Origin of the sequence: Oricola nitratireducens, assembly GCF_014904745.1 — a bacterium.
Lineage (GTDB): Bacteria > Pseudomonadota > Alphaproteobacteria > Rhizobiales > Rhizobiaceae > Oricola > Oricola nitratireducens.
The window spans coordinates 144,971-169,622 of record NZ_JACZCS010000001.1; the positions used below are offsets into that span (position 1 = coordinate 144,971).

Annotated in this window: 25 protein-coding genes; 15 read left to right on the plus strand and 10 right to left on the minus strand. The window is 64.3% G+C overall.

What is annotated here, in order from left to right:
- Nucleotides 1-2: 2 nt before the first annotated feature.
- The gene (gene deoC, locus IG169_RS00695; protein WP_193174223.1) at nt 3-773 is read left to right on the plus strand and encodes a deoxyribose-phosphate aldolase; all 771 of its coding nucleotides are present in this window, start codon (nt 3-5) and stop codon (nt 771-773) included.
- A gap of 3 nt (nt 774-776) precedes the next feature.
- Entirely contained in the window at nt 777-2,090 is a 1,314-nt protein-coding gene (gene deoA / locus IG169_RS00700; protein ID WP_193174224.1) for a thymidine phosphorylase, read from the plus strand.
- Between the two features lie 6 nt (nt 2,091-2,096).
- Here the strand turns inward: deoA and IG169_RS00705 are convergent, their stop codons facing one another.
- The 5 genes from IG169_RS00705 to IG169_RS00725 all read right to left on the minus strand — a co-directional run bounded on the left by IG169_RS00705 (nt 2,097) and on the right by IG169_RS00725 (nt 7,892).
- On the minus strand, nt 2,097-2,639 hold the full coding sequence (locus IG169_RS00705) for a retropepsin-like aspartic protease family protein (RefSeq protein ID WP_193174225.1): 543 nt from the start codon (nt 2,637-2,639) through the stop codon (nt 2,097-2,099).
- A 132-nt stretch (nt 2,640-2,771) separates the two neighbouring features.
- The gene (locus IG169_RS00710; RefSeq protein WP_193174226.1) at nt 2,772-4,805 is read right to left on the minus strand and encodes a CocE/NonD family hydrolase; all 2,034 of its coding nucleotides are present in this window, start codon (nt 4,803-4,805) and stop codon (nt 2,772-2,774) included.
- Nucleotides 4,802-6,118, minus strand: a complete 1,317-nt coding sequence (locus IG169_RS00715) for an ATP-grasp domain-containing protein (RefSeq protein ID WP_193174227.1) — start codon at nt 6,116-6,118, stop codon at nt 4,802-4,804. Before IG169_RS00715 ends, IG169_RS00710 begins: the two co-directional genes overlap by 4 nt.
- An 81-nt stretch (nt 6,119-6,199) precedes the next feature.
- The gene (gene upp, locus IG169_RS00720; RefSeq protein ID WP_193174228.1) at nt 6,200-6,829 is read right to left on the minus strand and encodes a uracil phosphoribosyltransferase; all 630 of its coding nucleotides are present in this window, start codon (nt 6,827-6,829) and stop codon (nt 6,200-6,202) included.
- Nucleotides 6,830-6,929: 100 nt separating this feature from the next.
- Entirely contained in the window at nt 6,930-7,892 is a 963-nt protein-coding gene (locus IG169_RS00725; protein WP_193174229.1) for an adenosine deaminase, read from the minus strand.
- A 131-nt stretch (nt 7,893-8,023) separates the two neighbouring features.
- On the opposite strand from IG169_RS00725, the gene ubiE reads away from it, so the two are divergent.
- From ubiE to coaBC, 3 genes are read left to right on the plus strand one after another with little or no spacing between them, the layout of a single operon-like run.
- On the plus strand, nt 8,024-8,800 hold the full coding sequence (ubiE, locus tag IG169_RS00730; protein WP_193174230.1) for a bifunctional demethylmenaquinone methyltransferase/2-methoxy-6-polyprenyl-1,4-benzoquinol methylase UbiE: 777 nt from the start codon (nt 8,024-8,026) through the stop codon (nt 8,798-8,800).
- A gap of 4 nt (nt 8,801-8,804) precedes the next feature.
- Nucleotides 8,805-10,382, plus strand: a complete 1,578-nt coding sequence (ubiB, locus tag IG169_RS00735) for a 2-polyprenylphenol 6-hydroxylase (protein WP_193174231.1) — start codon at nt 8,805-8,807, stop codon at nt 10,380-10,382.
- Nucleotides 10,383-10,440: 58 nt separating this feature from the next.
- Nucleotides 10,441-11,916 carry a bifunctional phosphopantothenoylcysteine decarboxylase/phosphopantothenate--cysteine ligase CoaBC gene (gene coaBC, locus IG169_RS00740; protein ID WP_246717042.1) on the plus strand — a complete coding sequence of 492 codons (1,476 nt, stop codon included), beginning with the start codon at nt 10,441-10,443 and terminating at the stop codon, nt 11,914-11,916.
- A 6-nt stretch (nt 11,917-11,922) separates the two neighbouring features.
- Here the strand turns inward: coaBC and IG169_RS00745 are convergent, their stop codons facing one another.
- Together IG169_RS00745 and IG169_RS00750 are read right to left on the minus strand one after the other, a co-directional pair.
- Nucleotides 11,923-12,717 (minus strand): class II glutamine amidotransferase, encoded by a 795-nt coding sequence (locus IG169_RS00745; protein ID WP_193174232.1) that lies wholly within the window; start codon nt 12,715-12,717, stop codon nt 11,923-11,925.
- A 2-nt stretch (nt 12,718-12,719) separates the two neighbouring features.
- The gene (locus IG169_RS00750) at nt 12,720-12,941 is read right to left on the minus strand and encodes a DUF6356 family protein (RefSeq protein WP_193174233.1); all 222 of its coding nucleotides are present in this window, start codon (nt 12,939-12,941) and stop codon (nt 12,720-12,722) included.
- Nucleotides 12,942-13,042: 101 nt separating this feature from the next.
- Between IG169_RS00750 and IG169_RS00755 the strand changes: the two genes are divergently transcribed.
- From IG169_RS00755 to IG169_RS00765, 3 genes are all read left to right on the plus strand, one after another.
- On the plus strand, nt 13,043-13,510 hold the full coding sequence (locus tag IG169_RS00755) for an Lrp/AsnC family transcriptional regulator (RefSeq protein ID WP_193174234.1): 468 nt from the start codon (nt 13,043-13,045) through the stop codon (nt 13,508-13,510).
- A gap of 97 nt (nt 13,511-13,607) precedes the next feature.
- On the plus strand, nt 13,608-14,525 hold the full coding sequence (locus IG169_RS00760; protein ID WP_193174235.1) for a pirin family protein: 918 nt from the start codon (nt 13,608-13,610) through the stop codon (nt 14,523-14,525).
- A gap of 115 nt (nt 14,526-14,640) precedes the next feature.
- Nucleotides 14,641-15,237 carry a hypothetical protein gene (locus tag IG169_RS00765; protein WP_193174236.1) on the plus strand — a complete coding sequence of 199 codons (597 nt, stop codon included), beginning with the start codon at nt 14,641-14,643 and terminating at the stop codon, nt 15,235-15,237.
- Between the two features lie 32 nt (nt 15,238-15,269).
- Here IG169_RS00765 and IG169_RS00770 read toward each other — a convergent pair whose 3' ends face one another.
- Nucleotides 15,270-16,454 carry a BaiN/RdsA family NAD(P)/FAD-dependent oxidoreductase gene (locus tag IG169_RS00770; protein WP_193174237.1) on the minus strand — a complete coding sequence of 395 codons (1,185 nt, stop codon included), beginning with the start codon at nt 16,452-16,454 and terminating at the stop codon, nt 15,270-15,272.
- Between the two features lie 97 nt (nt 16,455-16,551).
- Complete coding sequence (locus IG169_RS00775) at nt 16,552-17,208, minus strand: peroxiredoxin (protein WP_193174238.1); 657 nt, start codon at nt 17,206-17,208, stop codon at nt 16,552-16,554.
- Nucleotides 17,209-17,455: 247 nt separating this feature from the next.
- Here IG169_RS00775 and IG169_RS00780 point away from each other — a divergent pair, with 247 nt between their 5' ends.
- Together IG169_RS00780 and IG169_RS00785 are read left to right on the plus strand one after the other, a co-directional pair.
- Complete coding sequence (locus tag IG169_RS00780) at nt 17,456-18,799, plus strand: Mur ligase family protein (protein WP_193174239.1); 1,344 nt, start codon at nt 17,456-17,458, stop codon at nt 18,797-18,799.
- A gap of 53 nt (nt 18,800-18,852) precedes the next feature.
- Nucleotides 18,853-19,569, plus strand: coding sequence for a glycosyltransferase family 32 protein (locus IG169_RS00785; RefSeq protein ID WP_246717043.1), 717 nt, complete (start codon nt 18,853-18,855; stop codon nt 19,567-19,569).
- 5 nt (nt 19,570-19,574) lie between these two features.
- On the opposite strand, the gene IG169_RS00790 is transcribed toward IG169_RS00785, so the two are convergent.
- Nucleotides 19,575-21,164 (minus strand): peptide chain release factor 3, encoded by a 1,590-nt coding sequence (locus IG169_RS00790; protein ID WP_193174240.1) that lies wholly within the window; start codon nt 21,162-21,164, stop codon nt 19,575-19,577.
- Nucleotides 21,165-21,323: 159 nt separating this feature from the next.
- Here IG169_RS00790 and IG169_RS00795 point away from each other — a divergent pair, with 159 nt between their 5' ends.
- From IG169_RS00795 to IG169_RS00815, 5 genes are all read left to right on the plus strand, one after another.
- Nucleotides 21,324-21,746: a VOC family protein gene (locus IG169_RS00795; protein ID WP_193174241.1), complete on the plus strand. Its 423-nt coding sequence runs from the start codon at nt 21,324-21,326 to the stop codon at nt 21,744-21,746.
- A gap of 29 nt (nt 21,747-21,775) precedes the next feature.
- Entirely contained in the window at nt 21,776-22,246 is a 471-nt protein-coding gene (locus IG169_RS00800; protein WP_193174242.1) for a VOC family protein, read from the plus strand.
- Nucleotides 22,247-22,370: 124 nt separating this feature from the next.
- Nucleotides 22,371-22,841 (plus strand): dUTP diphosphatase, encoded by a 471-nt coding sequence (gene dut, locus IG169_RS00805; RefSeq protein WP_193174243.1) that lies wholly within the window; start codon nt 22,371-22,373, stop codon nt 22,839-22,841.
- A gap of 1 nt (nt 22,842) precedes the next feature.
- Nucleotides 22,843-23,502: an HAD family hydrolase gene (locus IG169_RS00810; RefSeq protein WP_193174244.1), complete on the plus strand. Its 660-nt coding sequence runs from the start codon at nt 22,843-22,845 to the stop codon at nt 23,500-23,502.
- A 15-nt stretch (nt 23,503-23,517) separates the two neighbouring features.
- Nucleotides 23,518-24,135 (plus strand): LysE family translocator, encoded by a 618-nt coding sequence (locus IG169_RS00815; protein WP_193174245.1) that lies wholly within the window; start codon nt 23,518-23,520, stop codon nt 24,133-24,135.
- Nucleotides 24,136-24,652 lie beyond the last annotated feature (517 nt).

Consider the following 24,652-nt stretch of genomic DNA (forward strand, 5'->3'; position numbering starts at 1 on the left):
CCTTGGCTTCACAAAAAGAGATCGCCAGCCGGGCCCTCGGCCTGATCGACCTGACCAATCTGAACGACGACTGCACGCCGGAGGCGATCGACGCCTTGTGCGCGCAGGCGGTAACCTCATTCGGCGACACGGCGGCGATCTGCATCTGGCCGCGTTTCGTCGCGCAGGCGCGCAAGATCTTCGGGCCGGACAGCGCCGTGAAGATCGCGACGGTGGTGAATTTCCCGTCGGGCGACGGCGGCGAACGGGACGTGCTGCACGAAACCAAGGATGCGATCGCCGCGGGCGCCGACGAGATCGACCTCGTCATGCCCTATCGCGCGCTCGCCGCCGGGGACACCGAAGCGGCGCGCTCGATGATCGCGACGATCCGCGCCGCGACCGAGGGCGTGGCGCGGCTGAAGGTCATCATCGAAGCCGGCGAACTCGGCGATCCGGCGCTGATCGAGGCGGCATCGCAGATGGCGCTGGAGGAAGGCGCGGATTTCATCAAGACCTCGACCGGGAAAGTCGCCGTCAACGCAACGCCGGAAACAGCGCGGATCATGCTGACGGTGCTGAAGACGTTCGGCGACCCGGCGCGCGGTTTCAAGCCGGCGGGCGGCATCCGCACGGTCGAGGAAGCGGGCCAGTATCTGGCGCTTGCCGACGAGATCATGGGCAAGGACTGGGTGTCGCCGAAAACCTTCCGCTTCGGCGCGTCGAGCCTGCTCGGCAACGTGCTGGCGACACTTTCGGGCGACACGCCGGCCGAGCCGGCATCGGGATACTGACCCGTGCTGCCACAGGAATTCATCCGGCAAAAACGCGACGGCGGTACGCTCTCCACCGAGACGATCGCGGAATTCGTGCGCGGTATCACCGACGCCTCGGTGACCGACGCGCAGATCTCGGCCTTCGCGATGGCGGTCTACTTCAACGGCCTGAACGCCGACGAGACCGTGGCGCTGACGCTCGCCATGCGCGATTCCGGCGACGTGCTGGAATGGCCGGAAATCGAACGGCCGATCTGCGACAAGCATTCGACCGGCGGGGTCGGCGACAACGTCTCGCTGATGCTGGCGCCGATCGCAACAGCCTGCGGGCTGGCGGTGCCGATGATCTCGGGACGCGGCCTCGGCCATACCGGCGGCACGCTCGACAAGATGGATTCGATCCCCGGCTACACGACGCAGCCCGATAACGCGCTGTTCCGCAAGACCGTGGACGAGATCGGCTGCGCGATCATTGGCCAGACGGCGGATCTCGCGCCGGCCGACAAGCGCTTCTACGGCGTGCGCGACGTGACGGCGACGGTGGAGAGCATCCAGCTGATTACCGCGTCGATCCTGTCGAAGAAGCTCGCCGCCGGGCTCGGTTCGCTGGTGCTCGACGTGAAGTTCGGCAACGGCGCCTTCATGGCGGATTTCGACAAGGCGAAGGAACTGGCGCAGACGCTGGTGCGGGTCGCCAACGGAGCCGGCACGAAGACGACGGCGCTGATGACCGACATGAACGAGCCGCTGGCATCGGCGGCGGGCAACGCCGTCGAGGTGAAGAACGCGGTTGAATTCCTGACCGGCAGGCACCGCGACCCGCGGCTCGAGACCGTGACGCTGGCGCTCGCAGCCGAGATGCTGGTGGTATCGGGGATCGATGACGATCCGGCCATCGCGCTGGGGCGGGCGCGCGAGGCGCTGGAGACCGGCCGCGCGGCCGAGATTTTCGGCAGGATGGTGTATAGGCTGGGCGGTCCGGCCGATTTCGTCGAGAATTACGACAACCACCTCGCCAGCGCACCGCTGACGGCAAGCGTCGAGGCGCCGCGCGACGGCCATGTCACGGCGATCCGGACGCGGGCGATCGGCGTCGCGGTGGTGGAACTGGGCGGCGGACGGCGCAAGCGCGAGGACGAGATCGACCACGCGGTCGGCATCACCGGCCTGCAGCCGGTCGGCACGAGCATCGCGAAAGGCGATCCGCTGGCTCTGGTCCATGCGCGCGATGAAGCAACGCTGGAGGCCGCCCGCGAGGCGGTGCTGGCGGCCTATGACATCGCGGACGAGAAACCGGAGATCAGGAAACCGGTCGCCGAACGGATTCCCGGATAAGCGGGATCAAAGCTTCATCACCAGCGTGCCGTTGGAAAATTCGAAATTGCGCAGGCGCTTGAGGAAGCTCATGCCGATCAGCACGATGTTGAGCGAATCGTCTTCCATGACCATCGCCTCGACATTGCGCACGCGGATCGTGCCGATGCGCACCTCGTCGACGATGACACGGGCTGCCATGACGACGCCGTTGGCGGTGCTGATCTTGTAGACGAACTCGTTCGGCGCGACCTGGATGCCGGCGCGGCGCGCTTCCGAGCGGTTCATGGCGATGGTGGTCGCGCCGGTGTCGACGACACCGGTGACACGGCGCGAATTGACGCTGAATTCCGCGATGTAGTGGCCGCGGGCATCGGCGCGCAGGCGCTCGGTGCCGGAATAGATGCGCGTCGGCTGCTGCGCGACCGCCTCGCTCGCCTGGCGCGATTCGAGCTTGTCCTTGACGACGGTCGCCGCCGTATCGACGAATTGCGGATTGTCGTTCAGGAACGCCACCGCGGTCAGCGCGGAGAACGATACCGAAACCACCATGATCAAATAACGCAGCATGAGGCAGCCTTTCCAGCGGGCGAAATAGTCGCACAAACCGGTGTGGCGGGCGTTAAATGCGCGGGCCAAATCGGCGGCGCGGTTAGCGAGGCGTGAAGGGTTTCGCTAAAATTGTAACGGGCGGGGCGTCGTTCACACGCAATCGCGCGGGATCGTGACATTCCAGTTGCGGGAATAGACGCGGTTGCCGTTTTCGTAGGCGTCGAGATCGGCGTTGATGCGGAACTCCGTTTCCGTCGATGTCAGGACCGTGTGGGCGACGGTGCGCACCGACCAGTCGCCGCGCTTGAGACCGCGGATCAGCCGCGTTTCGCCCTTCGGCGACAGGAAATCGTCGTTGTAGGAGGAATACCACTCGAAGGCGCGGTTCTCGACCTCGAGGTCGATGTCTTCCAGATAGACCTTGCCGTTGTCATTGATGACTTCGAGCGTGGACTTGTCGCTGGCAAGGTCGCGATGGAGCAGCCAATTGTGGTGGCCGGGCTCGACATGGCGGCGCGGCGCCGGCGCCGCGCCCTCCGGCGCCTCGAGTTCCCGCAAATGTTCGTCCTCCGCCCGGCGGCCACGCACGGGCAGATCGACGAAGCTCGATCCGGCACGGATCGTCAGGCGCACCGGCGACGGCGACGGCCAGGCGAGCGGCCAGTAGGAGGTCGAGATCGAAACGCGGATGCGATGGCCCCGCGGAAAGACCTGCGCCGCATCGTTGAGCTTTACCCGGACACGACAGAATTCGCCGGGCACCATGGCCTCCGGCCGCTCGCGCGAATTGCGGTGCGTCAGGTTGAGGAGGCCGTAGGTGACACGCGCCACCTTGTCGTCGGGCGCGACATCGGACAGACGCACCGCGACCATGGCGAGCGGCTTGTCGCTGGCGACGTCGAGTTCGACCACCGTCGCGCCGAGGATTTCGAGCGGATCGTCGAGCGGATCGCTTTCGAAGACGAGCGCGCCGCCATCCTCCTGGCGCTGATCATGGGCGAGATCCGGGCCGGCGGCATAGGAACACCATTTGCCGGCAAACAATCCGACGGTGAGCGGCGACTGGATCGTCACCGGCACCTGCTCGACCTCCGCATCGGCCGGTTCGAGGCCATGTTCGGCGAGCCGGAACCTGCGCGGCGAAACGTTTTTCGACGGCCAGTCCGGTTCGCCGACCCAGCGGCCCGGCCGGTGGGTATAGCTGGTCGTCGGCGGAACGCTGTCCTGCATCCAGACGCGCAGCATCGGTTCGTCCATCACGCCGGTGTCGATATCCTTCAGCCAGGTATCCCACCAGCGCACGGTCTCCTGCAAGAAACCGATCGCCGGACCGGGCACGGCGATGTGGGGATATTTGTGGCTCCAAGGCCCGACCAGCCCCTTGCGCGGAACGCGCAAGTATTCCAGCAGGCGAAAGACGGCGTTGGAATAGCCGTCGGTCCAGCCGGACACCGCCATGACCGGACACTGGACAGCGGCGTAGTCCTCGGCGACGGAGCCGTGCTTCCAGTAATCGTCACGGCGCTGGTGACGCAACCATGTCTCCAGCCACAGGCCGCTTCCCTCCAGCCTTTGCCGCCACATGTCGCGCCAGCGGTCGCCGACGACCGCCGGGTCCGGCGGCAGAGAATTGTAAGAGAACATCACCGAGGACCAGGACAGGTTGTCGCCGAGAAGGCAGCCGCCCATGTGGTGGATGTCGTCGGAATAGCGGTCGTCGGTGGAGCACAGCGAGATGACGCCGGCCAGCGCAGGCGGACGGAGCGCGGCGACCTGCAGGCCGTTGAAGCCGCCCCAGGATATCCCGATCATGCCGACCTTGCCGGTGCACCAGTCCTGGGCCGCCAGCCATTCGATGATATCGCAACCGTCCTGCAGCTCCTGGGCGAGATATTCGTCGGTCAGGACGCCGTCGGAATCGCCGCTGCCGCGCAGATCGACGCGGACGCAGGCATAGCCGTGACCGGCGACGTAAGGATGCATGACGGAATCGCGATGGCGGGTGAAATCGCGCTTGCGGTAGGGAATGTATTCAAGGACGGCTGGGACCGGCGCGGTTTCGGCATCCTCCGGCAGCCATATCCGGGCAGCGAGCCGGGCGCCGTCGCGCATCGGAATGAAAACATTCTCGATGCTGCGCACCTTGCGTGGAAAATCCGTTCGAATGCGCGGTTCCGCAGTCATGCCCAGGCCTCTCCGTCCTTTTCGAACCGGATGTCCATAGCATCCATGATCGCGTGAAAATCGTCGCGCAGCGCGGCGCGGGTATTGGCGCCGATGAAGATCGCGGCCAGTTCGTAACTGTAGGCGTCGTGATGAGGCATGTCGCCGAGACGCATGCCGTCCTGCAGATGCAACTGGATCTCCGCGCCCGGGAACCGGCTTTCTATCGCGCTGATTTCTTCCGACGCCGGCGCGTGCGCGACCTTCACCTCGTCATGGTGGCCATAGAGGCGCGGCATGAATTTCGCGGCATAGCGGAAGCGGCCGCGCTTCGCCGGATAATCCGGGCGCTTGCCGAGCGCGACGTCGATCATCACCTCCTTGTGCGGCACGCCCTCGACCTTGTCGAAGAGCGGGCTGTGCGACTTGGATATGCGAGCATTAATCTCGAGCAGCGCCAAGCTGTCGTCTTCCTCGCGATAGAAAAACTCCATGTTGAAGGGCGTGTTGTCGAGACCGACGGCGCGGATCACGGCAGTCGCGGATTCCTTCATGCGCTTCTGGACGCATTGCGGCAGGCTCGACGGATATTCGTAGCGCTCGAGGCTGGAATGGTTGGGTCCACGGATCGAATCGACGATGCCGTAGATCTCGATGTCGCCCTCGAAGGCATAACCCTCCAGCGTGCACTGACGGCCATGCGAGATGATCTCCTCGGCAATGCATTTCGTGCCGTCGACGGCGGCAATCTCGTCGGGCAGGTCCGCGTAACCCATGATCACGTCGAGCGGTTCGGAAAAGCGATAAATGCCGGCGCGGACCTTCGTCAGCGCGAATTCGAGCTCGGCGCGATTGCCGATCCGAAATCCGAACAGCGACGAATGCGCCTTCACCGGCTTGATCCAGAACGGGTAGTCGAGACCGAGTTTGCCGGCGGCCTTGTCGTCGAACGGATCGACCAGTTCGAAGCGGGGCACTTCGTCGGGAACCACTTTCGCCTGTTCGATCCGGGCCCAGTATTTGTGCTCGCAGCGCAGCACGCTTTCGAGCGAGGGGCCGCGCAGGCCGAATTCCTCGCGCAGGATCGGCATCATCAGGACGGTCGGAAAATCCCAGTAGCCGACAATCGCATCGACCGGCCCGGGAAACGCCTTCAGCGTGTGGCGCGCCTTGTCGAGAAGGGCCTCCATGTCGAAGCGCCCGGCGGTTGCGATTTCTTCGTAGTCGAGCAGGCCGTGAAAGGCGTAGTCATCCGCATGGCGCACGGAGCGCAGCAATTTCAGATTGAACGGATCGAGCCCGACGACGAAGATGTTCTTTTTTCCGGCTTCCATGTTCCAAGGCGGTTCGTTACGGTGCGATCGCCGCCAAGCCTAGGACAGGGAAAGCCGAGACTCAACGCGGCCGGAAGCGATCTATTTCGTGCCGTACATGCGGTCGCCGGCATCGCCGAGGCCGGGGACGATATAGCCCTTGTCGTTGAGCTTCTCGTCGATCGCCGCGGTGAAGAGCGGCACGTCGGGATGCGCCTTGGTGAACTTCGCGATGCCTTCCGGCGCGGCGAGCAGGCAGACGAAGCGCAAGTCCCTGGCGCCGCGCTCCTTCAGCTTCTGGACGGCGGCGATGGCGGAATTTGCGGTCGCCAGCATCGGATCGACGACGATGATCAGGCGGTCGGGGAGGTTCTCGGGCGCCTTGAAGTAGTATTCGACCGGCTCCAGCGTCTCGTGGTCGCGGTAGAGGCCGATATGGGCGACGCGGGCCGAGGGAACCAGATCGAGCATGCCTTCAAGCAAGCCATTGCCGGCACGCAGGATGGAAGCGAAGACCAGCTTCTTTCCCTCAAGGACAGGCGACTCCATCTCCGCCAGCGGCGTCTCGATGGTTTCCATCGTCATCGGCAATTCGCGCGTCACCTCGTAGCAGAGCAGAAGCGAGATCTCGCGCAAAAGCCGGCGGAAGCCGGCGGTCGAGGTCTCCTGCTTGCGCATGAAGGTGAGCTTGTGTTGCACGAGCGGGTGATCGACGACGGTTACGCTGTCCATGGGATGCCTCTTTGACTGTGTGGCGGACACAGTAGCGGGCGGCGGGGGGCGGGAAAAGCCGTCGCCGCGCAAACCCGCACTCTTTCCATAGCCAGTATCGTCAGGAGAGCCGTGCGAGGAGGGCGGCCCGCGTCGCCTCGTCGACGAAGGCGGCTTCGATGGCTGTGCGTGTGACGCCGAGAAGCGCCGCCTCGTCCATGCCGAAGTGTTCTTCGGCGATCTCATATTCGCGCGCCAGCGAGGTGTGGAAGAAGGGTGGATCGTCCGACGACAGCGTCACCCTGATGCCGGCATCGCGCAATTTCGGGAAGGGGTGCTCGTCATAGGACGGGAAGACCGAGAGCGCGATGTTGGAGCCGGGGCAGACTTCCAGCACGACGCCCTCGTCGGCAAGCCGCGCGACCAGCGCCGGATCCTCGATGGCGCGCACGCCGTGGCCGATGCGCGCCGGCTTCAGCCAGTCGAGCGCATCGCGGACGCTCTGCGCCCCGACCAGCTCGCCGGCATGGACGGTGATGGCGAGACCGGCGTCGCGGGCGATGTCAAAGGCGCGGGCGAAATCCTTCGGGTGATACGTGCGCTCGTCGCCGGCCATGCCGAAGCCGGTGACGAGCGGGTGCGGATTTTCGGCGACCCAGCGCGACGCCCTTTCGACGCCTTCCGGGCCCTCGTGGCGCAAACCGGTCGCGATCATGCGCGATTCGATGCCGTGTTTCTCGCGGGCGCGGCGCATGCCCTCGGCGAGGCCGGCGACATAGGCGTCAGGCGTCAGGCCGGCATGGATCGCGTGGTCGGTGGAGATGAAGAATTCCGAATAGATGGCGCCCTGGGAGGCAAGGTCGGCCAGATAGGTCTCGGCGAGCAGCGCGTAATCGTCCTCGTTGCGAAACAGCATCGAGGCGACGTCGTAGCAATGCAGAAAGGAGGTGAAATCGGACCAGACATAGGAGCCGTCGCGAATGATGACGGAGACGTCGGCGCCATATTTCGCCGCCTGGGCCTCGACCAGAGCAGGACTGGCCGCGCCTTCGATATGACAGTGGATTTCCGCTTTCAGGACCATGGATGACGACTCCGGCAGTGAAGGGGAGACCTCCGTGACACGATGGCACGGCTTGCGCAATGGCCCCGTTTGACGGCATAGGCTAGGCTCGAAACGAAACCGGCAACGCCATCACCAGACGGACGGGACCCATGTCGCAATCCAGAACCACCGCAGGCAGCGCGATGAAGACGTCGTTCGGCTTTGCCGATGTGGGCGAAGGCGAAAAGCAGGGCCGCGTCAACGACGTGTTCCACAAGGTGGCGCAGCGCTACGACGTGATGAACGACCTGATGTCGGCGGGCATGCACCGGGTCTGGAAAGACGCGATGGTGACATCGCTCAACCCGCCGAAGCGCGGCCGCTGGCGCTCGCTCGATGTCGCCGGCGGCACCGGCGACATCGCGTTCCGTATCGTCGAGGCGTCGCGCCGCAATGCCGACGTCACCGTGCTCGACATCAACGGCTCGATGCTGGAAGTCGGCCGCGACCGGGCGGTCAAGCGCGGCATCGCGGACAATCTCACATTCGTCGAGGCGAATGCCGAGGACCTGCCCTTCGAGGACAATTCCTTCGACGCCTATACGATCGCCTTCGGCATCCGCAACGTGCCGGACATCCCGAAGGCACTCGGAGAGGCCTGGCGGGTGCTGAAACGCGGCGGGCGCTTCCTGTGCCTGGAATTTTCCGAGGTCGACGCGCCGCTCCTGGAGACCATTTACGAAAAGTGGTCGTTCAACGCGATCCCGCGTATCGGCCAGATGGTGACCGGCGACGGCGAACCCTATCGCTACCTGGTGGAATCGATCGCCAAGTTCCCGAACCAGGAGAATTTCGCGCAAATGATCCGCAATGCCGGTTTCGGCCGCGTGACCTACACGAATTATACCGGCGGGATCGCCGCGCTGCATTCCGGCTGGAAGCTCTGATTTCATGAACCGAACCATGGCCACACTCCGGCTGATGCGCGCCGGCTGGGTGCTCGCCCGCGAGGGCGTGATCGCCGGCCTGCCCGCTCAAGGATTGACCGGCTCGGCGGCGACGGGACACCGCATCGCCACGGCGCTGGCGCGGCGGCGCAGCCAGAAACTCGACAATGCCGAACGCATGTCGAAGGCGATCGCGCGGCTCGGGCCGTCATACGCCAAGCTGGGGCAGTTCCTCGCGACGCGTCCGGATGTGATCGGCCTCGACCTGGCGCTCGATCTTGCCCATCTGCAGGACCGGATGGAAAGTTTCCCGAAGGCCGACGCGATGACGCGCATCGAGGATTCGCTGGGCAAGCCGGTCAGCGAATTGTTCGAGGAAATCGGCGAGCCGGTCGCCGCCGCATCGATCGCGCAGGTGCATCAGGCGACGGTGCGTGACGAGACCGGCGAGACGCACAAGGTCGCGGTCAAGGTGATCCGGCCGGGTGTGCGGCGGCGTTTCGCGCGCGACCTCGATGCCTTCTTCCTGTTCGCGCAGTTGCAGGAAAAGCACATTCCGGCCTCGCGGCGACTCAGGCCCGTGGCGATCGCCGAGACTCTGGCGCAGACGACGAAGATCGAGATGGATCTGCGCCTCGAGGCCGCCGCGCTCGCCGAATTGCGCGAGAATACGCAGGACGATCCGGGTTTCCGGGTGCCAAAAGTCGACTGGCAGCGCACCGGGCGCGACGTGCTGACGCTGGAATGGGTCGACGGGATCAAGATGTCCGAAATCGACGCGCTGCGCGAAGCGGGCCACGACCTGAACAAGCTCGCAGACACGGTGGTGCAGAGCTTCCTGCGCCACGCCATGCGCGACGGCTTCTTCCATGCCGACATGCATCCCGGCAACCTGTTCGTCGATCCGAAGGGCGATATCGTCGCCGTCGATCTCGGCATTGCCGGGCGGATCGGGCTGAAGGAGCGGCGGTTCCTGGCCGAGATCCTGTACGGCTTCATCAAGCGCGACTTCCGGCGCGTCGCGCAGGTGCATTTCGAGGCCGGCTACGTGCCGCCGCATCACGACATCGAGGCCTTCGCGCAGGCGATCCGGGCCATCGGCGAGCCGATCCACGGCCAGCCGGCCGAGACGATCTCGATGGCGAACCTCCTGACGCTGCTGTTCGAGGTCACCGACATTTTCGACATGCAGACGCGGCCGGAATTGCTGCTGCTGCAAAAAACCATGGTGGTGGTCGAGGGCAATGCCCGCGCGCTCAATCCGCGCTTCAACATGTGGAAGGCGTCGGAGCCGGTCGTCGGCGAATGGATCGCGCGCAACCTCGGACCGGCGGCGATCCTGACCGACGCGCGCAGCGGGCTGGAATCACTCGGCCGCCTCGCCCGCGCGCTGCCGGAACTGGCCGACCGCACCGAGAAACTGTCGCTGGAAATCGAGGAGATGGCCGAAACCGGCATGAAGCTCGATCCCGGCACGGTCGACGCCATCGGCAAGGCGGAGGCGCGCGAATCGCGCTCAGGTCGCGTGGCGCTCTGGATCATCGCCGCGGCGGCGGTCTGGATTGCCTGGCAGCTGAGCTGAAGCTTTACGCGAGCCGGGCAATATGATTGGATAATTCCAACTAAATTGGAATATTCCCATGTCCGAGATCGGAAAATTCGTCGAAGAACGGCTTTTCAAGCTGAACAAGCGCCCAATTACGGCGGCGACCGAAGCCGGGTTGGAGCGATCCTATCTGCGCGACCTGATTGTCGGCAAGAAGCAGACGATCCGCTCCGACATGGTGGAAAAGGTCGCCGAAGCGATCGGCGCAACGCCGCAACAGCTGATCGCGCTGCAATCGGGCGGCGAGGCCGAGGCATCGCCGAACCCCGCAGCACCCGGGCAAAGCCCGGTCGACGGCAAGCGGATCCTGCTGATCATCGGCGGCGGCATCGCGGCCTACAAATGCCTCGACCTGATCCGGCGGCTGCGCGAGCGCGGCGCAAACATACGGCCGGTGATGACAAAGGCGGCGACGGAATTCGTGACGCCGCTCTCGGTCGGCGCGCTTGCCGCCGGCAAGGTGTTCACCGAACTGTTCGACCGCGAGGACGAGCAGGATGTCGGCCATATCCGCCTGGCGCGCGAGACGGATCTGATCGTCGTCGCGCCGGCGACGGCGGACCTGATGGCCAAGATGGCGGCGGGACTCGCCAACGACCTCGCCTCGACGATCCTGCTGGCGGCCGGCAGCCCGGTGCTGCTCGCCCCGGCGATGAACCCGCATATGTGGAACCACGCCGCGACGACGCGGAACCGGCAAACTCTCGCGGCGGACGGGATCCGTTTCGTCGGACCGAATGCCGGCGAAATGGCAGAGGCCGGCGAGGCGGGCAAGGGCCGGATGGCGGAGCCGCTGGAGATCGTCGCGGCGATCGAGGCAATTCTTGACGTCGCGCCCAAACCGTTATCCGGCAAAAGGATTGTCGTGACGTCGGGGCCGACGCATGAGCCGATCGACCCGGTGCGCTATATCGCCAACCGGTCTTCGGGCAAGCAGGGCCATGCGATCGCGGCGGCGCTGGCGCGGCTCGGCGCCGACGTCCGGCTTGTCTCCGGGCCGGTGACGATCGCCGATCCGTCCGGCGTAACCGTGACGCATGTCGAGACGGCGCGGCAGATGAAAGAGGCCGTCGAAAGCCTGCTGCCGGCGGACGCGGCGATCTTCGCCGCCGCTGTCGCCGACTGGCGAGCCGCGACCGAAGCCGGCGAAAAGATGAAGAAGGAAGGCGGCAAGGGGCCTTCCGCGCTGCCGCTGACCGAGAATCCGGACATCCTCGCCGGTATTGGCAATCATGAAAGCCTGCGCCCCGGTCTCGTCATCGGCTTTGCCGCCGAGACCGAGAAGCTGATCGAGCACGGCACGGCGAAGCTGAAACGCAAGGGCGCGGATTACATCGTCGCCAATGACGTGTCGCCGGACAGCGGCATCGGCGGAACCGGCGTGATGGGCGGCGACCGCAACCGGATCACGCTGCTGTCGCGCGACGGCGCCGACCCATGGCCGGAGATGAGCAAGGACGAGGTGGCGGCGAAGCTCGCAGCGCTAGTTGCGGAGCGGCTGGCGGAATGAACGCGGTCAGGCGGCCCTTGCGGCCTTTTCGATGCAGAAGGGCGTGAGCGACAGGTTGCCGTCCTCGACCGTGACGAAGCTCGACGGCGGGACCGGCTGCCATTGGCGGCTCGCATCCTCGAAGGGTTCCGACACCAGACAGATGGACCGGCAAGATTCGAGTTTCGCCCAGAACAGGGTCGGGGCGTGTTCGTCGCTCGCATAGCGGATGGCAAACAGGCGACGGCCGCAGGAGAAGGCCGCGGTGAACCGGATAAAGGGCGTCACGCCCCTTTTGCGCGCCTCGTCTCCGACGAAACGGATCGTGCGGGCGAAGGCGGCCTGCGGGTCCTTGTCGAGGCCGAATTGCAGCGCCAGCAGAAACAGGATCTCCGAATCCGTCGAGCCGGTGCGGGCGTTGTAGAGCGTATCGTCGAGCGCCAGTTCGAGCGGACGGCGCAAGACGGCGAAATCGCCTATCTGGCCGTTATGCATGAACGACCAGTTGCCCATGACGAAGGGGTGGCAGTTGACCCGGCTGGTCTCGCCGATGGTCGAGGCGCGGACATGGGCGAGGAACAGGCCGGAACGGATCTGGCGGGCGAGGCTTTCGAGATTGCGGTCGGCCCAGGCGGGCAGGATGTCGCGATAAAGGCCGGGCTCGTCGCGGTCGCCGTACCAGGCCACTCCGAAACCGTCGCCATTGATTGGCGTTTTGGCCTGGCGGGCATGATGCGACTGCTCGATCAACGAATGGGCCGGCGAGAGGATCAGATCCTCCAGATAGACGGGATCGCCGCTATAGGCGGCCCAGCGACACATGCTCAGTTGGCCCCGAAGCGATTATGGATGCGGTGGTGCATCCGATTGATCGCCGACGAAGCAGTGCGCTCGAACAGGAAGGGCAGGACGGCATGGACGGCCGCCGCCGTCGCGGCCAGGAACAGCGTGCCGGCGAACCAGCCGGCGAAGCGCATATGCTCGAAATAGGTCTCGTCCACCGACGCCGGATGATCGAGAAAGAGTTTTGCAACCTGTTCGCGCATGTTCGCCTCCGTTTCCAACGGGCCGGACCTTAACCGCGATGCTAGGCGATCGTTTCCCAATTTTTCGTTTATTTTTTCGATTTTTGGGATAATTTCCCGACATGACAGATATCGATGCGACAGACTGCCGGATTCTTGCCATCCTGCAACGCGATTCGTCCGTTTCCATGGAGGAACTGTCGGAACAGGTGAACCTGTCACGCAATGCCTGCTGGCGGCGCGTGAAGAACATGGAAGCGGCCGGCGTGATCCGCGGCCATGCCGCGATCCTCGATGCCGAGAAGCTCGGCTGCGGGCTCGCCGCGCTGGTGTTCATCCGGGCGGCGAACCACGATCCGGACTGGCTCGAGAAATTCCGCCGCGCGGTCGCAACGATCCCGCATGTGGTCGAGGCCTACCGGATGAGCGGCGATCTCGACTACATGCTGAAGGTGCAGGTCGCCGACATGCGCGCCTATGACCGGTTCTACCAGAAACTGATCCGCACCGTGCCGCTGGCCGACGTCTCGGCCTCCTTCGTGATGGAGGAGATCAAGGAAAACCGCGGCCTGCCGCTCGAGCCGGTATGACAGAAGTCTTCAGGCGGTGAACAATGCGTCTCCGGCGTGCGAAATTGTGAACGTGCCGTCCGGCGCCCTATCTATGCGTCAACGAAGGAGACGACCCATGTCCATACGACCCGTCAAGCATATCTCCGGCACGCAGACCACGATGGAAGGCGCGGGCGTCAAGCTCGAGCGCGTCTTCGGGTTCGGCGACCCGTCGATGACCGATCCGTTCCTGATGATGGACGATTTCCGCAACGATCGCCCGGAAGACTACAAGGCCGGTTTTCCCTGGCACCCGCATCGCGGCATCGAGACGATCACCTATGTGCTCGAAGGCTCCGTCGACCATGCCGACAGCCTCGGCAATGCCGGCACGCTCGGGCCGGGCAGCGTTCAGTGGATGACGGCCGGTTCCGGCATCATGCACCAGGAAATGCCGAAAGGCGACTTCAGGGGGCGGATGCACGGCTTCCAGCTGTGGGCGAACCTGCCGTCGAGCCTGAAGATGACCACGCCGCGCTACCAGGATATCGGCGCGACCGACATTCCCGAAGTCGTCGACGATGACGGCACGCGGGTGCGCGTCGTGGTCGGCGAATTCTGGGGCAAGCGCGGCCCCGTCGACGGCGTCGCCGCCGATCCGCAATATCTCGACATCTCGGTTCCGGCGAACACGCGCAAGGTGTTCAAGGTGGACGCCTACCGCTCGACCTTCGCCTATATCTTCCAGGGCTCGGCGTCGTTCCGCGACGCGTCGAAACCGTTCGGCGTGCTGGTCGAAAAGGAGGTCGACGGCGAGGAAGTCCATATCCGCGACATGTCGGGCAACCGGACGCTCGTCGTCTTCGACACCGGCGACAAGATCGTCGTCCAGTCGGGCGAGCAGGGCGTGCGTTTCCTGCTGGTCTCGGGCGCGCCGATCAAGGAACCGGTCGCCTGGCACGGGCCGATCGTGATGAACACGCGCGAGGAGCTGGTGCAGGCATTCGACGACCTGCGTAGCGGCAATTTCATCCGCGAGGGCGCGACGCTGTAACTGCCCGACCGCCCGTCCCGCCAATACCGGAGATCCTGCCGGCATTGGCGCAGGCCGCATCGACAATCCGTGCGCCAGTGCTATCTTCCACCGACCATTCGGATGAGGTGTGAAGATGGCGCGTTCCGTTCTCGAAGACCTGCAGACGCGCCTGAGCGCCGCCCGAAAAGAGGTCGAAGCGGAAATGGAGACGCAACTCGCCGAACAACGCGAGCGTTTCCGCTACAGCCTGCAGCGCGGCAAGGTACGTTTTGAACGCGATGTCCGCGAATTGCAGCGCCGCTATCGTGTCGGTCTGCTGAAATACATCGTCGGGGCCAGGCTCGGCTATATTCTGTCAGCCCCGGTCATCTACGGGTTGATCGTGCCGCTGGTCTTCCTCGATCTGGCGGTGACGATCTACCAGCACATCTGCTTCAGGATCTACAAGATCCCGCTTGTGCGGCGGAGGAACCATATCATCGTGGACCGCCAGCATCTCGCCTATCTCAACGGTATCGAGAAACTGAATTGCGTCTATTGCGGCTACGCCAACGGCCTGATCGCCTACGCGCGGGAAATCGCCGGGCGGACCGAACAATTCTGGTGCCCGATCAAGCATGCGCGCCGCAGCGCCGATCCGCACGATCATGTCGACGCCTTCTTCGATTACGGCGATGCGGAAGCCTATCGCTCCAGCCTCGAGGATCTGCGCGGGCAGTGGAAAATCTGAGGCGAAGACAAGAGGCCGGTACGATGCCGTGCCTAGACCGCTTGTCCCGCGGCCCAGCCGGACGACCACGCCCACTGGAAATTGTAGCCACCGAGCCAGCCGGTGACATCGACGGCCTCACCGATGAAATAGAGGCCGGGAACTGATTTCGCTTCCATCGTTTTCTGGTCGAGCCCGCCGGTATCGACGCCGCCGAGCGTGACCTCCGCCGTGCGGTAGCCCTCCGAGCCGGACGGCTTGACCTGCCAGCGATTGACCGCTTCGGCCAGACGGCGCAGGACGGCATCGTTCTTGTCCGCAAGCGGGCCGGCAATGCCGGCCTCGGCGGTCACGAATTGCGCCAATGCCTTCGGCAGCGTTCGGGCAAGGACGGTTTGCGCTTCCTGCCTGCCGGCCTGCCGGCGCGCCCCGCGCAGGGCCGCGAACATGTCGGCTCCGGGGGCGAGATCGACGCTTATCGCGTCGCCTTCGCGCCAATAGTTGGAGATTTGCAGGATGGCCGGTCCCGACAGGCCGCGATGGGTGAACAGCAGCGCCTCGTCGAAAGCGGTCTTGCCGCAACCGACGCGCGCCTTTGTGCTGACGCCGGCCAGAGGCCTGATGCGTTCCAGCAGATGCGGCTCAAATGTCAGCGGCACGAGGCCCGGCCGGGTTTCGGTGACGGCGAGACCGAACTGTTCGGCAACGCGGTAGGCAAAACCTGTCGCGCCCATTTTCGGGATCGACTTGCCGCCTGTCGCGATCACCAGTGACGAACAGGCCACCGGCCCCGATGACAGGCGGACGTCGAAACCGGTCCCGGTCCGCTCGATCCCCTCGACGGCGGCGCCAAGTTCCAGCGTCCCGCCCGTTTCGGCAAGATCGTCGGTGAGCATCGTCACGATCTGCGTCGCCGACCCGTCGCAGAACAACTGGCCCAGCGTCTTTTCGTGAAAAGCGATGCCGCGCGCCTCGACCCGCGCCACGAAATCGGCGGCGGTAAACCGCTTCAGGGCCGAAATGCAGAAATGCGGATTGGCCGACAGGAACTGCTTCGGCGATGCATGGATGTTGGTGAAATTGCAGCGGCCGCCGCCGGAAATTCGGATCTTCTCGCCGGGAGCCCGGGCATGGTCGACAACCAGCACAGACCGGCCGCGCCGGCCCGCTTCCGCCGCGCAGAACAGGCCGGCGGCGCCGGCGCCCAGAATGACAACATCGAAGCGGCGAAGGTTCATCCCGTCCCTTTAGACTGAATTTGCCGCACCGTCAGACGCGGACACAAAAAAACCGGCGGATCGCTCCGCCGGTTCGTTTTCCAGTCAGCAGTCCGGATCAGGCGGCCGGCTGCTTGGTCTTGCGCAGATAGGGCAGGATCGTGTCGATCTCGCCGAACTTTTCCTTCGCCTCGTTGTCGTTGAGCGACAGGGCGACGATGACGTCCTCGCCCGGCTTCCAGTCGGCCGGAGTCGCGATCGGCGTGCCGTCGGTCGCCTGGATGGCATCGAGCGCGCGCAGCACTTCGGCGAAGTTGCGGCCGACCGACATCGGATAGGTCATCGACAGGCGCAGCTTCTTGTCCGGACCGATGATGAAGACCGAGCGCACGGCCGCGGTGTCGGCGGCGGTACGGCCATCCGGCAGGTAGGCTTCGGCCGGAAGCATGTCGTAGAGCTTGGCGACCTTGAGGCTCTTGTCGTCAATGATCGGGAACTTGGCCGGCAGGCCGGCATAGGATTCGATGTCGCTTTTCCAGCGCATGTGATCGTCGACGTCGTCGACGGAAATGCCGATCACCTTGGTGTTGCGCTTGGTCCACTCGTCATCGAGGCGGGCGACGGCGCCGAACTCGGTGGTGCAGACCGGCGTGAAATCCTTCGGGTGGGAAAAGAGAATGGCGTAGGAATCGCCGATCCAGTCGTGAAAGCTGATCGTGCCTTCGGTGGTCTCGGCGGTGAAATCCGGTACAATGTCATTGAGGCGGAGGCCCATGTTCAATCTCCTGTTTTTGCAAACGTAACGCGTCTTAGCGCGGCTTCTTAATACCGGCGTGACATAGTATTCCTGCCAGTGCCGTTAAATGGGAAGAATCTCCTTTTTGCCGCGTCACTTTGGCGCTCTTGCATCTCATTCAAGGGAATGCGGCCATGTGTATCGACGGACAGTGCCATTGCGGCGGAATCGCCCTGCCGCGGAAGAAAACGATCCGGGCCGCACTATAAGTGCCGGGAACAAACGCATGAAGACAAGCAATCCCTTTGCCCGTGGCGGCTTCATCCGAGCGGCGACGAAGCCGTGGCGCCGGGAGGCCGCGCGCCGGCTGGACATTGGCTTTTTCAGCGCACTCTCCCGCCTGAACCGCCCGTTTTGCCGCGGCCGCTTCATCGCGATCACTGGAAGCTCCGCCAAGACGACGACGGCAAGCCTGCTTGGACATGTCCTCTCGGGGCACGGCCGGGTTAGATCGCAATTCGTGAAAAACACGATCGAAACCACATCCAGGACGGTCGCCAGCGCCCGCTGGAAGGACGATTATGTCGTCATAGAGGCCGGAACGTCGGGAAAAGGCAGAATTGCCGAGATCGCGCGCGTCATACGTCCGGATGTGGCGATCGTGACTCTGATAGGGCTGGACCACTATTCGGCGTTCCGCACCCGCGAGGCGGTGGCCGAGGAAAAAGCCAGCCTTGTCGCCGCCCTGCGAAAAGACGGGCTCGCGGTGTTGAACGCCGACGACGATTTCGTGCGCCGCATGGCCGGGTCGACCGAGGCGCGCAGCGTCACCTACGGCCGGGCGGAAGACGCCGATTTCCGCGTCACTTCAGTGATATACGAGTTCCCCGGACCGCTTGACATGGAAATCGCCTGGCAGGGTCGCACCCAGAAACTGTCGATACCGCTGGCGGGCGAGCATTTCGCGGTTGCCGTCGCGGCCGCCTTCGCCGCGGCGATCGAACTTGGAGTGGCCCCGCAGACAATCGCCGAACGAATGTCCAGTTTCGAGCCGGTCTTCAACCGCTGTCACGTGTACAGGACGGAAGGGGGGCCGACATTCCTGCTCGACGCCGTCAAGTCTCCCCTTGGCACCCTCGGTCTCGCCATTGACGTCGTGGCGCGGGCCAATGTCACGAAGAAGCGGATCGTTCTCGGACACCTGGCCGACTATGCGGGCAGTTCGAGGCCGGCGTACCGGAAGGCCTATCGCATGGCGCGGGAAGCGGCCGATCAGGTCATCTTCACCGGCCCGGCATCGCACCGGTCGGGAGCGAGCGAGGAAGACCGAGCCAGCGAACGTTTCCTGGAACTCGCCGACGCCCGGAGCGTGTACGAATATCTTCGCAGCTCGGCCGGCGAAGACGAGCTGGTTCTCCTGAAGGGATCGGCGAGAGACCATCTGGAACGCGTGGCGCTTGCCTACAGCCATGACGTGAAATGCTGGGCCCAGGGCTGCGGTTTCACGATTGGCTGCCGCGAATGCGGCATGTACGAGTACCCGCTGGAGGAACATGCCAGAATCAGGCGACGGAAGAGGCGCGAAAATTGGAAAAGACATTTCCTATTTCCCGTCCGCGGCCCAAATTAGGATATCGACAAATCGCTCGCGAATGAAAATTGCCAGCGAACAGGAGAATTCCGTTGCGCATTGCGAAGAGGCTGGGCCACATCTGGATCGGACCGAAAGAAGCGCCGGTCGAGTGGATGCGGACGTGGACAGACCTGCATCCCGACTGGGAATACACGTTTTACGACAATGCCTGGCTCGCGGCGGCGGATTTGGAGACGCGGCCCCAGATCGACGAATACATCCGGCGCGGCTGGTATCACGGCGCGGCCGACCTCATGCGCTACGAAATCCTTTATCATCACGGCGGCTATCTGGCCGGCTCGGACAGTGTCTGTATCGCACCTGTCGATGAGTTGTTCGAAGACGAGGGGACGATCTACACGGTCTATGAAAACGAGTTTCTGCGCGGCCAAATGGTGGCGCCGATCGTCGCCGCGGTACCCCACCACCCGTTCCTGCGGCTGTTGATCGACGATCTCAAACAGGTGAAGCCGCGGGATCTCGACTATCCGTGGCGACAAACCGGAAATCTGTTCGTTTCCGAGATGATCGAAAAGCACAATCCCGACATCGTCATCTGGCCTTCGTACACGCTGATTCCCGAGCATTTTACGGGCCGGAAATACACCGGCGAGGGCAAGGTCTACGCGCACCAGATGTTCGGCGAAACCACCGGCCGCTATAAGGCAGCGACGTGGAAAGCCAAGCTTCTCGAACGCCAGCGGGCGCTTTATGCCTCGATGGCGCGCAAGCGGCTGCGGGCCGCGGGAAGACTCAAAAAGCTCTAAGCGGTCTATGCCGCAGCGCGGATCTGGTAATCCTTGATCTCGTCGAAGACCATACCCGGCGCGCGGTCGGCCTCGTAATTCAGCGAGAAGCCGTTTTCGGCGAGGAAGACCGGATCGCCGTCGAGATCGCGGGCGATGGCGGCACGGTGCTTGCCCATGAAGGCGTCGAGCTGGGCGCGGTCATCATGCGAAATCCAGCGGCAGACGCTGAAACGGGCGGCCTCGAAATCGACCGGCAGACCGTATTCCTGCTTCAGCCGTTCCTTGAGCACGTCGAGCTGCAGCGCGCCGACGACGCCGACGATGGCCGGCGAGCCGTCCTCGGGCACGAAGAGCTGGACCACGCCCTCCTCGGCCATCTGTTGCAGCGCCTCCTTCAGCTTCTTGGCCTTCATGGCGTCGCCGAGACGGACGCGGCGCAGGATCTCCGGCGCGAAGTTCGGCACGCCGCGGAACAGCAGGTCCTCGCCCTCGGTCAGCGTGTCACCGATGCGCAGCGTGCCGTGATTCGGGATGCCGACCACGTCGCCGGCGACCGCGTTGTCGGCCAGCTGGCGCTGGTGGGCGAAGAAGAACATCGGCGCCGACAGCGTCATCAGTTTGCCGGTGCGCACGAGCTTGGCCTTCATGCCGCGGTTGAGCGAACCGGAGCAGACGCGCACGAAAGCGATGCGGTCGCGGTGGTTCGGATCCATATTGGCCTGGATCTTGAAGACGAAGGCGGTCAGCGCCGGCTCGGTCGCCTCGATGACGCGCTTGTCGCTCTCCTGGGCACGCGGGCTCGGCGCGTAATCACCGAGCGCCTCGATCAGGTCGCGCACGCCGTAATTCTTCAGGGCCGAGCCGAAATAGACCGGCGTCAGATGGCCTTCGAGAAAGGCCTCGCGGTCAAAGGGGCGGCAGGCCTCCTGCGCCAGCGAGGCTTCCTCGATGAAAGCGTCGCGCTCGTTTTCCGGCAGCATGCCGGAGACGGCGTCGGATTCCGGGCCGTTGACCTCGACCGGTTCGAGCTGCGCATCGTCACGGCGCATGGTGCCGGCGGCCATGTTCCAGGTGCCGGAGAATGTCTTGGCGCGGCCGATCGGCCAGGTGACGGGCGCGGTGTCGAGGGCGAGCTTCTGCTCGATCTCGTCGAGAATCTCGAAGGGATCGCGGCTCTCGCGGTCCATCTTGTTGATGAAGGTGACGATCGGGATGTCGCGCAGGCGGCAGACCTCGAACAGCTTCAGCGTGCGCGGCTCGATGCCCTTGGCGGCGTCGATGACCATCACCGCTGCGTCGACGGCGGTCAGCGTGCGGTAAGTGTCATCGGAAAAGTCCTCATGGCCCGGCGTGTCGAGCAGGTTGAAGACATGGCCGCCATATTCGAAGGTCATCACCGACGTGACGACGGAGATGCCGCGTTCCCGCTCGATCTTCATCCAGTCGGAGCGGGACTGGACGCGGTTGCGCTTCGCCTTGACCTCGCCGGCAAGCTGGATCGCGCCGCCGAACAGCAGCAGCTTTTCGGTCAGTGTGGTCTTGCCCGCGTCGGGGTGCGAAATGATCGCGAATGTACGGCGGCGCGCGACGGCGTCCTTGAGTGTCTCGGCCATAGAACTGTCCATGAAAACGTGCCGCGCTTCTGGCAGGCGCAAGGGCGGCTGTCAAACGGTGCGGATATACGTTGATATCAATCTAATTTCAGGATATGGTTCTCGCGACACCTGTCACAGCCCTCGAACAACGATCAGCACGTGCCGAAAGGAGCCCTCATGGAACCGACCGTCTACCTCTACTTCAACGGCAATTGCCTCGAAGCAATGACGTCCTACGCCGAGGCGCTTGGCGGAGAGATCACCGGCGTGTTCAAGAACGGCGACGCGCCGAATCCGGAAAGCCGCATGCCTGGCGGGGACGACCTCGTGATGAACATGAACATGCGGCTCGGAACCGCCAATGTCATGGCATCGGACGCGCCGGGCGAGTGGTACAAAAAGCCTCAGGGATTTTCGGTCTCCATCGCGCCGGAAAGCCCCGAAGATTTCGACCGCATTTACACCGCACTAGCGAAAGACGCGCAATCGGTGTCGATGGCGCCTGCTGAAACCTTCTGGGCGGAACGCTTCGCCATGTTCACCGACCGGTTCGGCACGCCCTGGATGCTGAACTACACCGGCTCGAAGGCAATGGGCTGAGCGCCCGCGCGGGACGAGGAGGAGAGAGCATGAGCGCCAAGGTGAAAACCTGCCTGTGGTTCGACACCCAGGCACTACCGGCGGCCGAGTTCTATTGCTCGCTGCTGCCGGATTCCGAGATCACCGAGGTCGGGCGTTATCCCGAAAGCGCGACCATGGCGGAGCCAGGTTCGGTACTGATGGTCGAGTTCACGCTTGCCGGCACGCCCTACCAGGCGCTGAACGGCGGGCCGCATTATCAGCTCAGCGAAGCGGTTTCGATCTCGGTGCGAACGCAAGACCAGGAAGAGACCGACCGGCTGTGGAACGCGCTCATCGCCGAAGGCGGGGCTGAAAGCCAATGCGGATGGTGCAAGGACCGGTTCGGCCTTTCCTGGCAGATCGTGCCGCAGCGTTCCGCAGAGCTGCTTTCCGGGCCTCAGGCACAAAAAGTGTGGCCGGCGCTGATGACGATGCGCAGGATCGACATCGCCGCGCTGGAGGCCGCCGCGGCGGCGTGAACGAGCCCCCGCCGGCAAAACCCCGCCGGCAACGATACAGTTTGTATACATGACGCCAGGAATCCCCCGGAAAATGGCGGATGTCCGCTTGCGCAAGGGAATGCGACACGCCATTTAACCGGCCATGGAAAAACCCGCCGATACCCCCCGCCTCACCCTGATCCGCCTGCCGCATGGCGAGGGCCTGCCGTTGCCCGGCTACGAGAGTGCCGAGGCCGCCGGCATGGACCTGCGCGCCGCCGTCGCCGACGATGCGCCGCTGACACTCGCCCCGGGCGCGCGGGCGCTGGTGCCGACCGGTTTCGTCTTCGAGATCCCGTCCGGCCACGAAGGCCAGGTCAGGCCGCGTTCGGGCCTCGCCTTCAAGCACGGCATCACCTGCCTCAACACGCCCGGCACGATCGACGCCGACTATCGCGGCGAGGTGCAGGTCCTGCTGATCAATCACGACACGGAGGCCTTCGAGATCACCCGCGGCATGCGGATCGCGCAGATGGTGATCGCGCCGGTGATACAGGTCCGCGTGGCGGAGGGCGATCTTGCCTCCGAGACGGCGCGCGGCGCGGGCGGCTTCGGCTCGACGGGGACGCACTGACATGGCCCCGCCCGAACTCGTCATCTTCGATTGCGACGGCGTGCTGGTCGACACGGAATCGATCGCCAACAGGCGGCTTTCGGAAATCCTCGCCGAACACGACCTGGCGCTGTCGATGGAGGAATGCCGGCAACGCTTCATGGGCCGTTCGATGGCGAGCATCCCGGCGCTGGTCATGGCCGAGGACGGGATCGATCTCGGGACCGATTTCGCCGAACGCTGGTACCGCGAACTGCCGGGCATGTTCGCCAACGGTGTCGAAGCGATCCCATTCGTGCGGGAAGTGATCCTCCTGTTGCAGATGATCGACACGCCCTATTGCGTCGCTTCCTCGGCCAAGGTCGAGAAGATGCACATCACGCTCGGTTCCTCCGGCCTGCTGCCGCTGCTCGGCGACGTGCTGTTCAGCGCCAGCATGGTTGAGAAGGGCAAGCCGGCACCCGATCTCTTCCTGCATGCCGCGCGGACGATGAACCATACGCCGGAACGCTGCACCGTGATCGAGGACAGTGTCGCCGGCGCGATCGCCGGCCGGGCGGCGGGCATGCGGGTTCTGGGCTATGCGGCCGATCCGCTCACCGATGCGCAAGGGCTTGCGGAAGCCGGCGCACAGGTGTTCGATGACATGCGGGCGCTTCCCGCCCTGCTCGGGCTCTTGTGACGTGATTTTGTTGCCATGACTTTTACCGGATTTCTCACCTATGCGCTGGCGCTCGGCATCGCGGCGGCGATTCCCGGCCCCGGCGTGATCGCGCTGGTGGCGCGCGCGCTCGGCTCCGGCTTCCGGCCGACCCTGCCGATGCTGTTCGGCCTGGCGCTGGGCGACATCGTCTACCTGGCCTTCGCCGTGCTCGGCCTCGCCTATGTCGCATCGACCTTCGGCACGGTCTTCATCGTCATCAAATATCTCGGCGCCGCCTATCTCGTCTGGATGGCGATCTCCTTCTGGCGCGCCGGCATCACCACCGAGAAGGTCTCGGGCGAAGCCGCGGGCAGCCCGTTCTCCGCCTTCCTCGCCGGTTTCATGGTGACGCTCGGCAACCCGAAGGTGATCGTGTTCTACCTGGCGCTGCTGCCGACCTTCCTCGATCTCTCGTCGGTGACGCCGGTCGATTTCCTGCTGCTGATCGTCCTGACCTTTATGGTGCTGATCGCGGTGCTGATGCCCTATGTCGGTCTCGCCGGCCGGGCGCGGCACATGCTGCAGTCGCCGAAGGCGCTGAAGATCCTCAACCGGACCGCGGCGACCTTCCTCGCCGGCGCGGCAGCGGCGATCGCCTCGCGGACCACCTGACCTGAAGGCGCACTTCATCGGGGCCGCAGATCGTTTTCATAATTCGTCCATGTCAAAGAACCCGGGCAAAGCCCGTAAGCGCGGCTGCGCGCCGGCGACGTTTTGCCGCCCATGCGGAGGCGTTCACGCGCAGCGGGAACTGCCGTGAGCTCGAATATGTGGAAGACGGGCGGCCGCAGGATCGCTCTGTCTAATTGTGTATGTGCGATCTTACGACCGCCCGTTCGGTGGTCTTGCGACCGGACTCACCAGCCCGGATCCATCCGGAACTGCGCGCCCGCTGCCGCCCTGCCGTGGGGGCTCATCACCCAGCGACGCACCTCTGCGCCACCCGACAGGCACCGTCCCTCTCCCGGATGGTCGGTTCTAGACCCGGCTTCCCGAAAGGGCACGTAGAAGGATACCGGAGCCCGTGAAAGGTTGGATAAGGAAAGCGAAGATTTTTTACGGCCGGGTTCGCTTCGCGGCTGCCCTCATCTCCCATTATCCTCGGGTCATGCCCGGGATAACGTCCTGC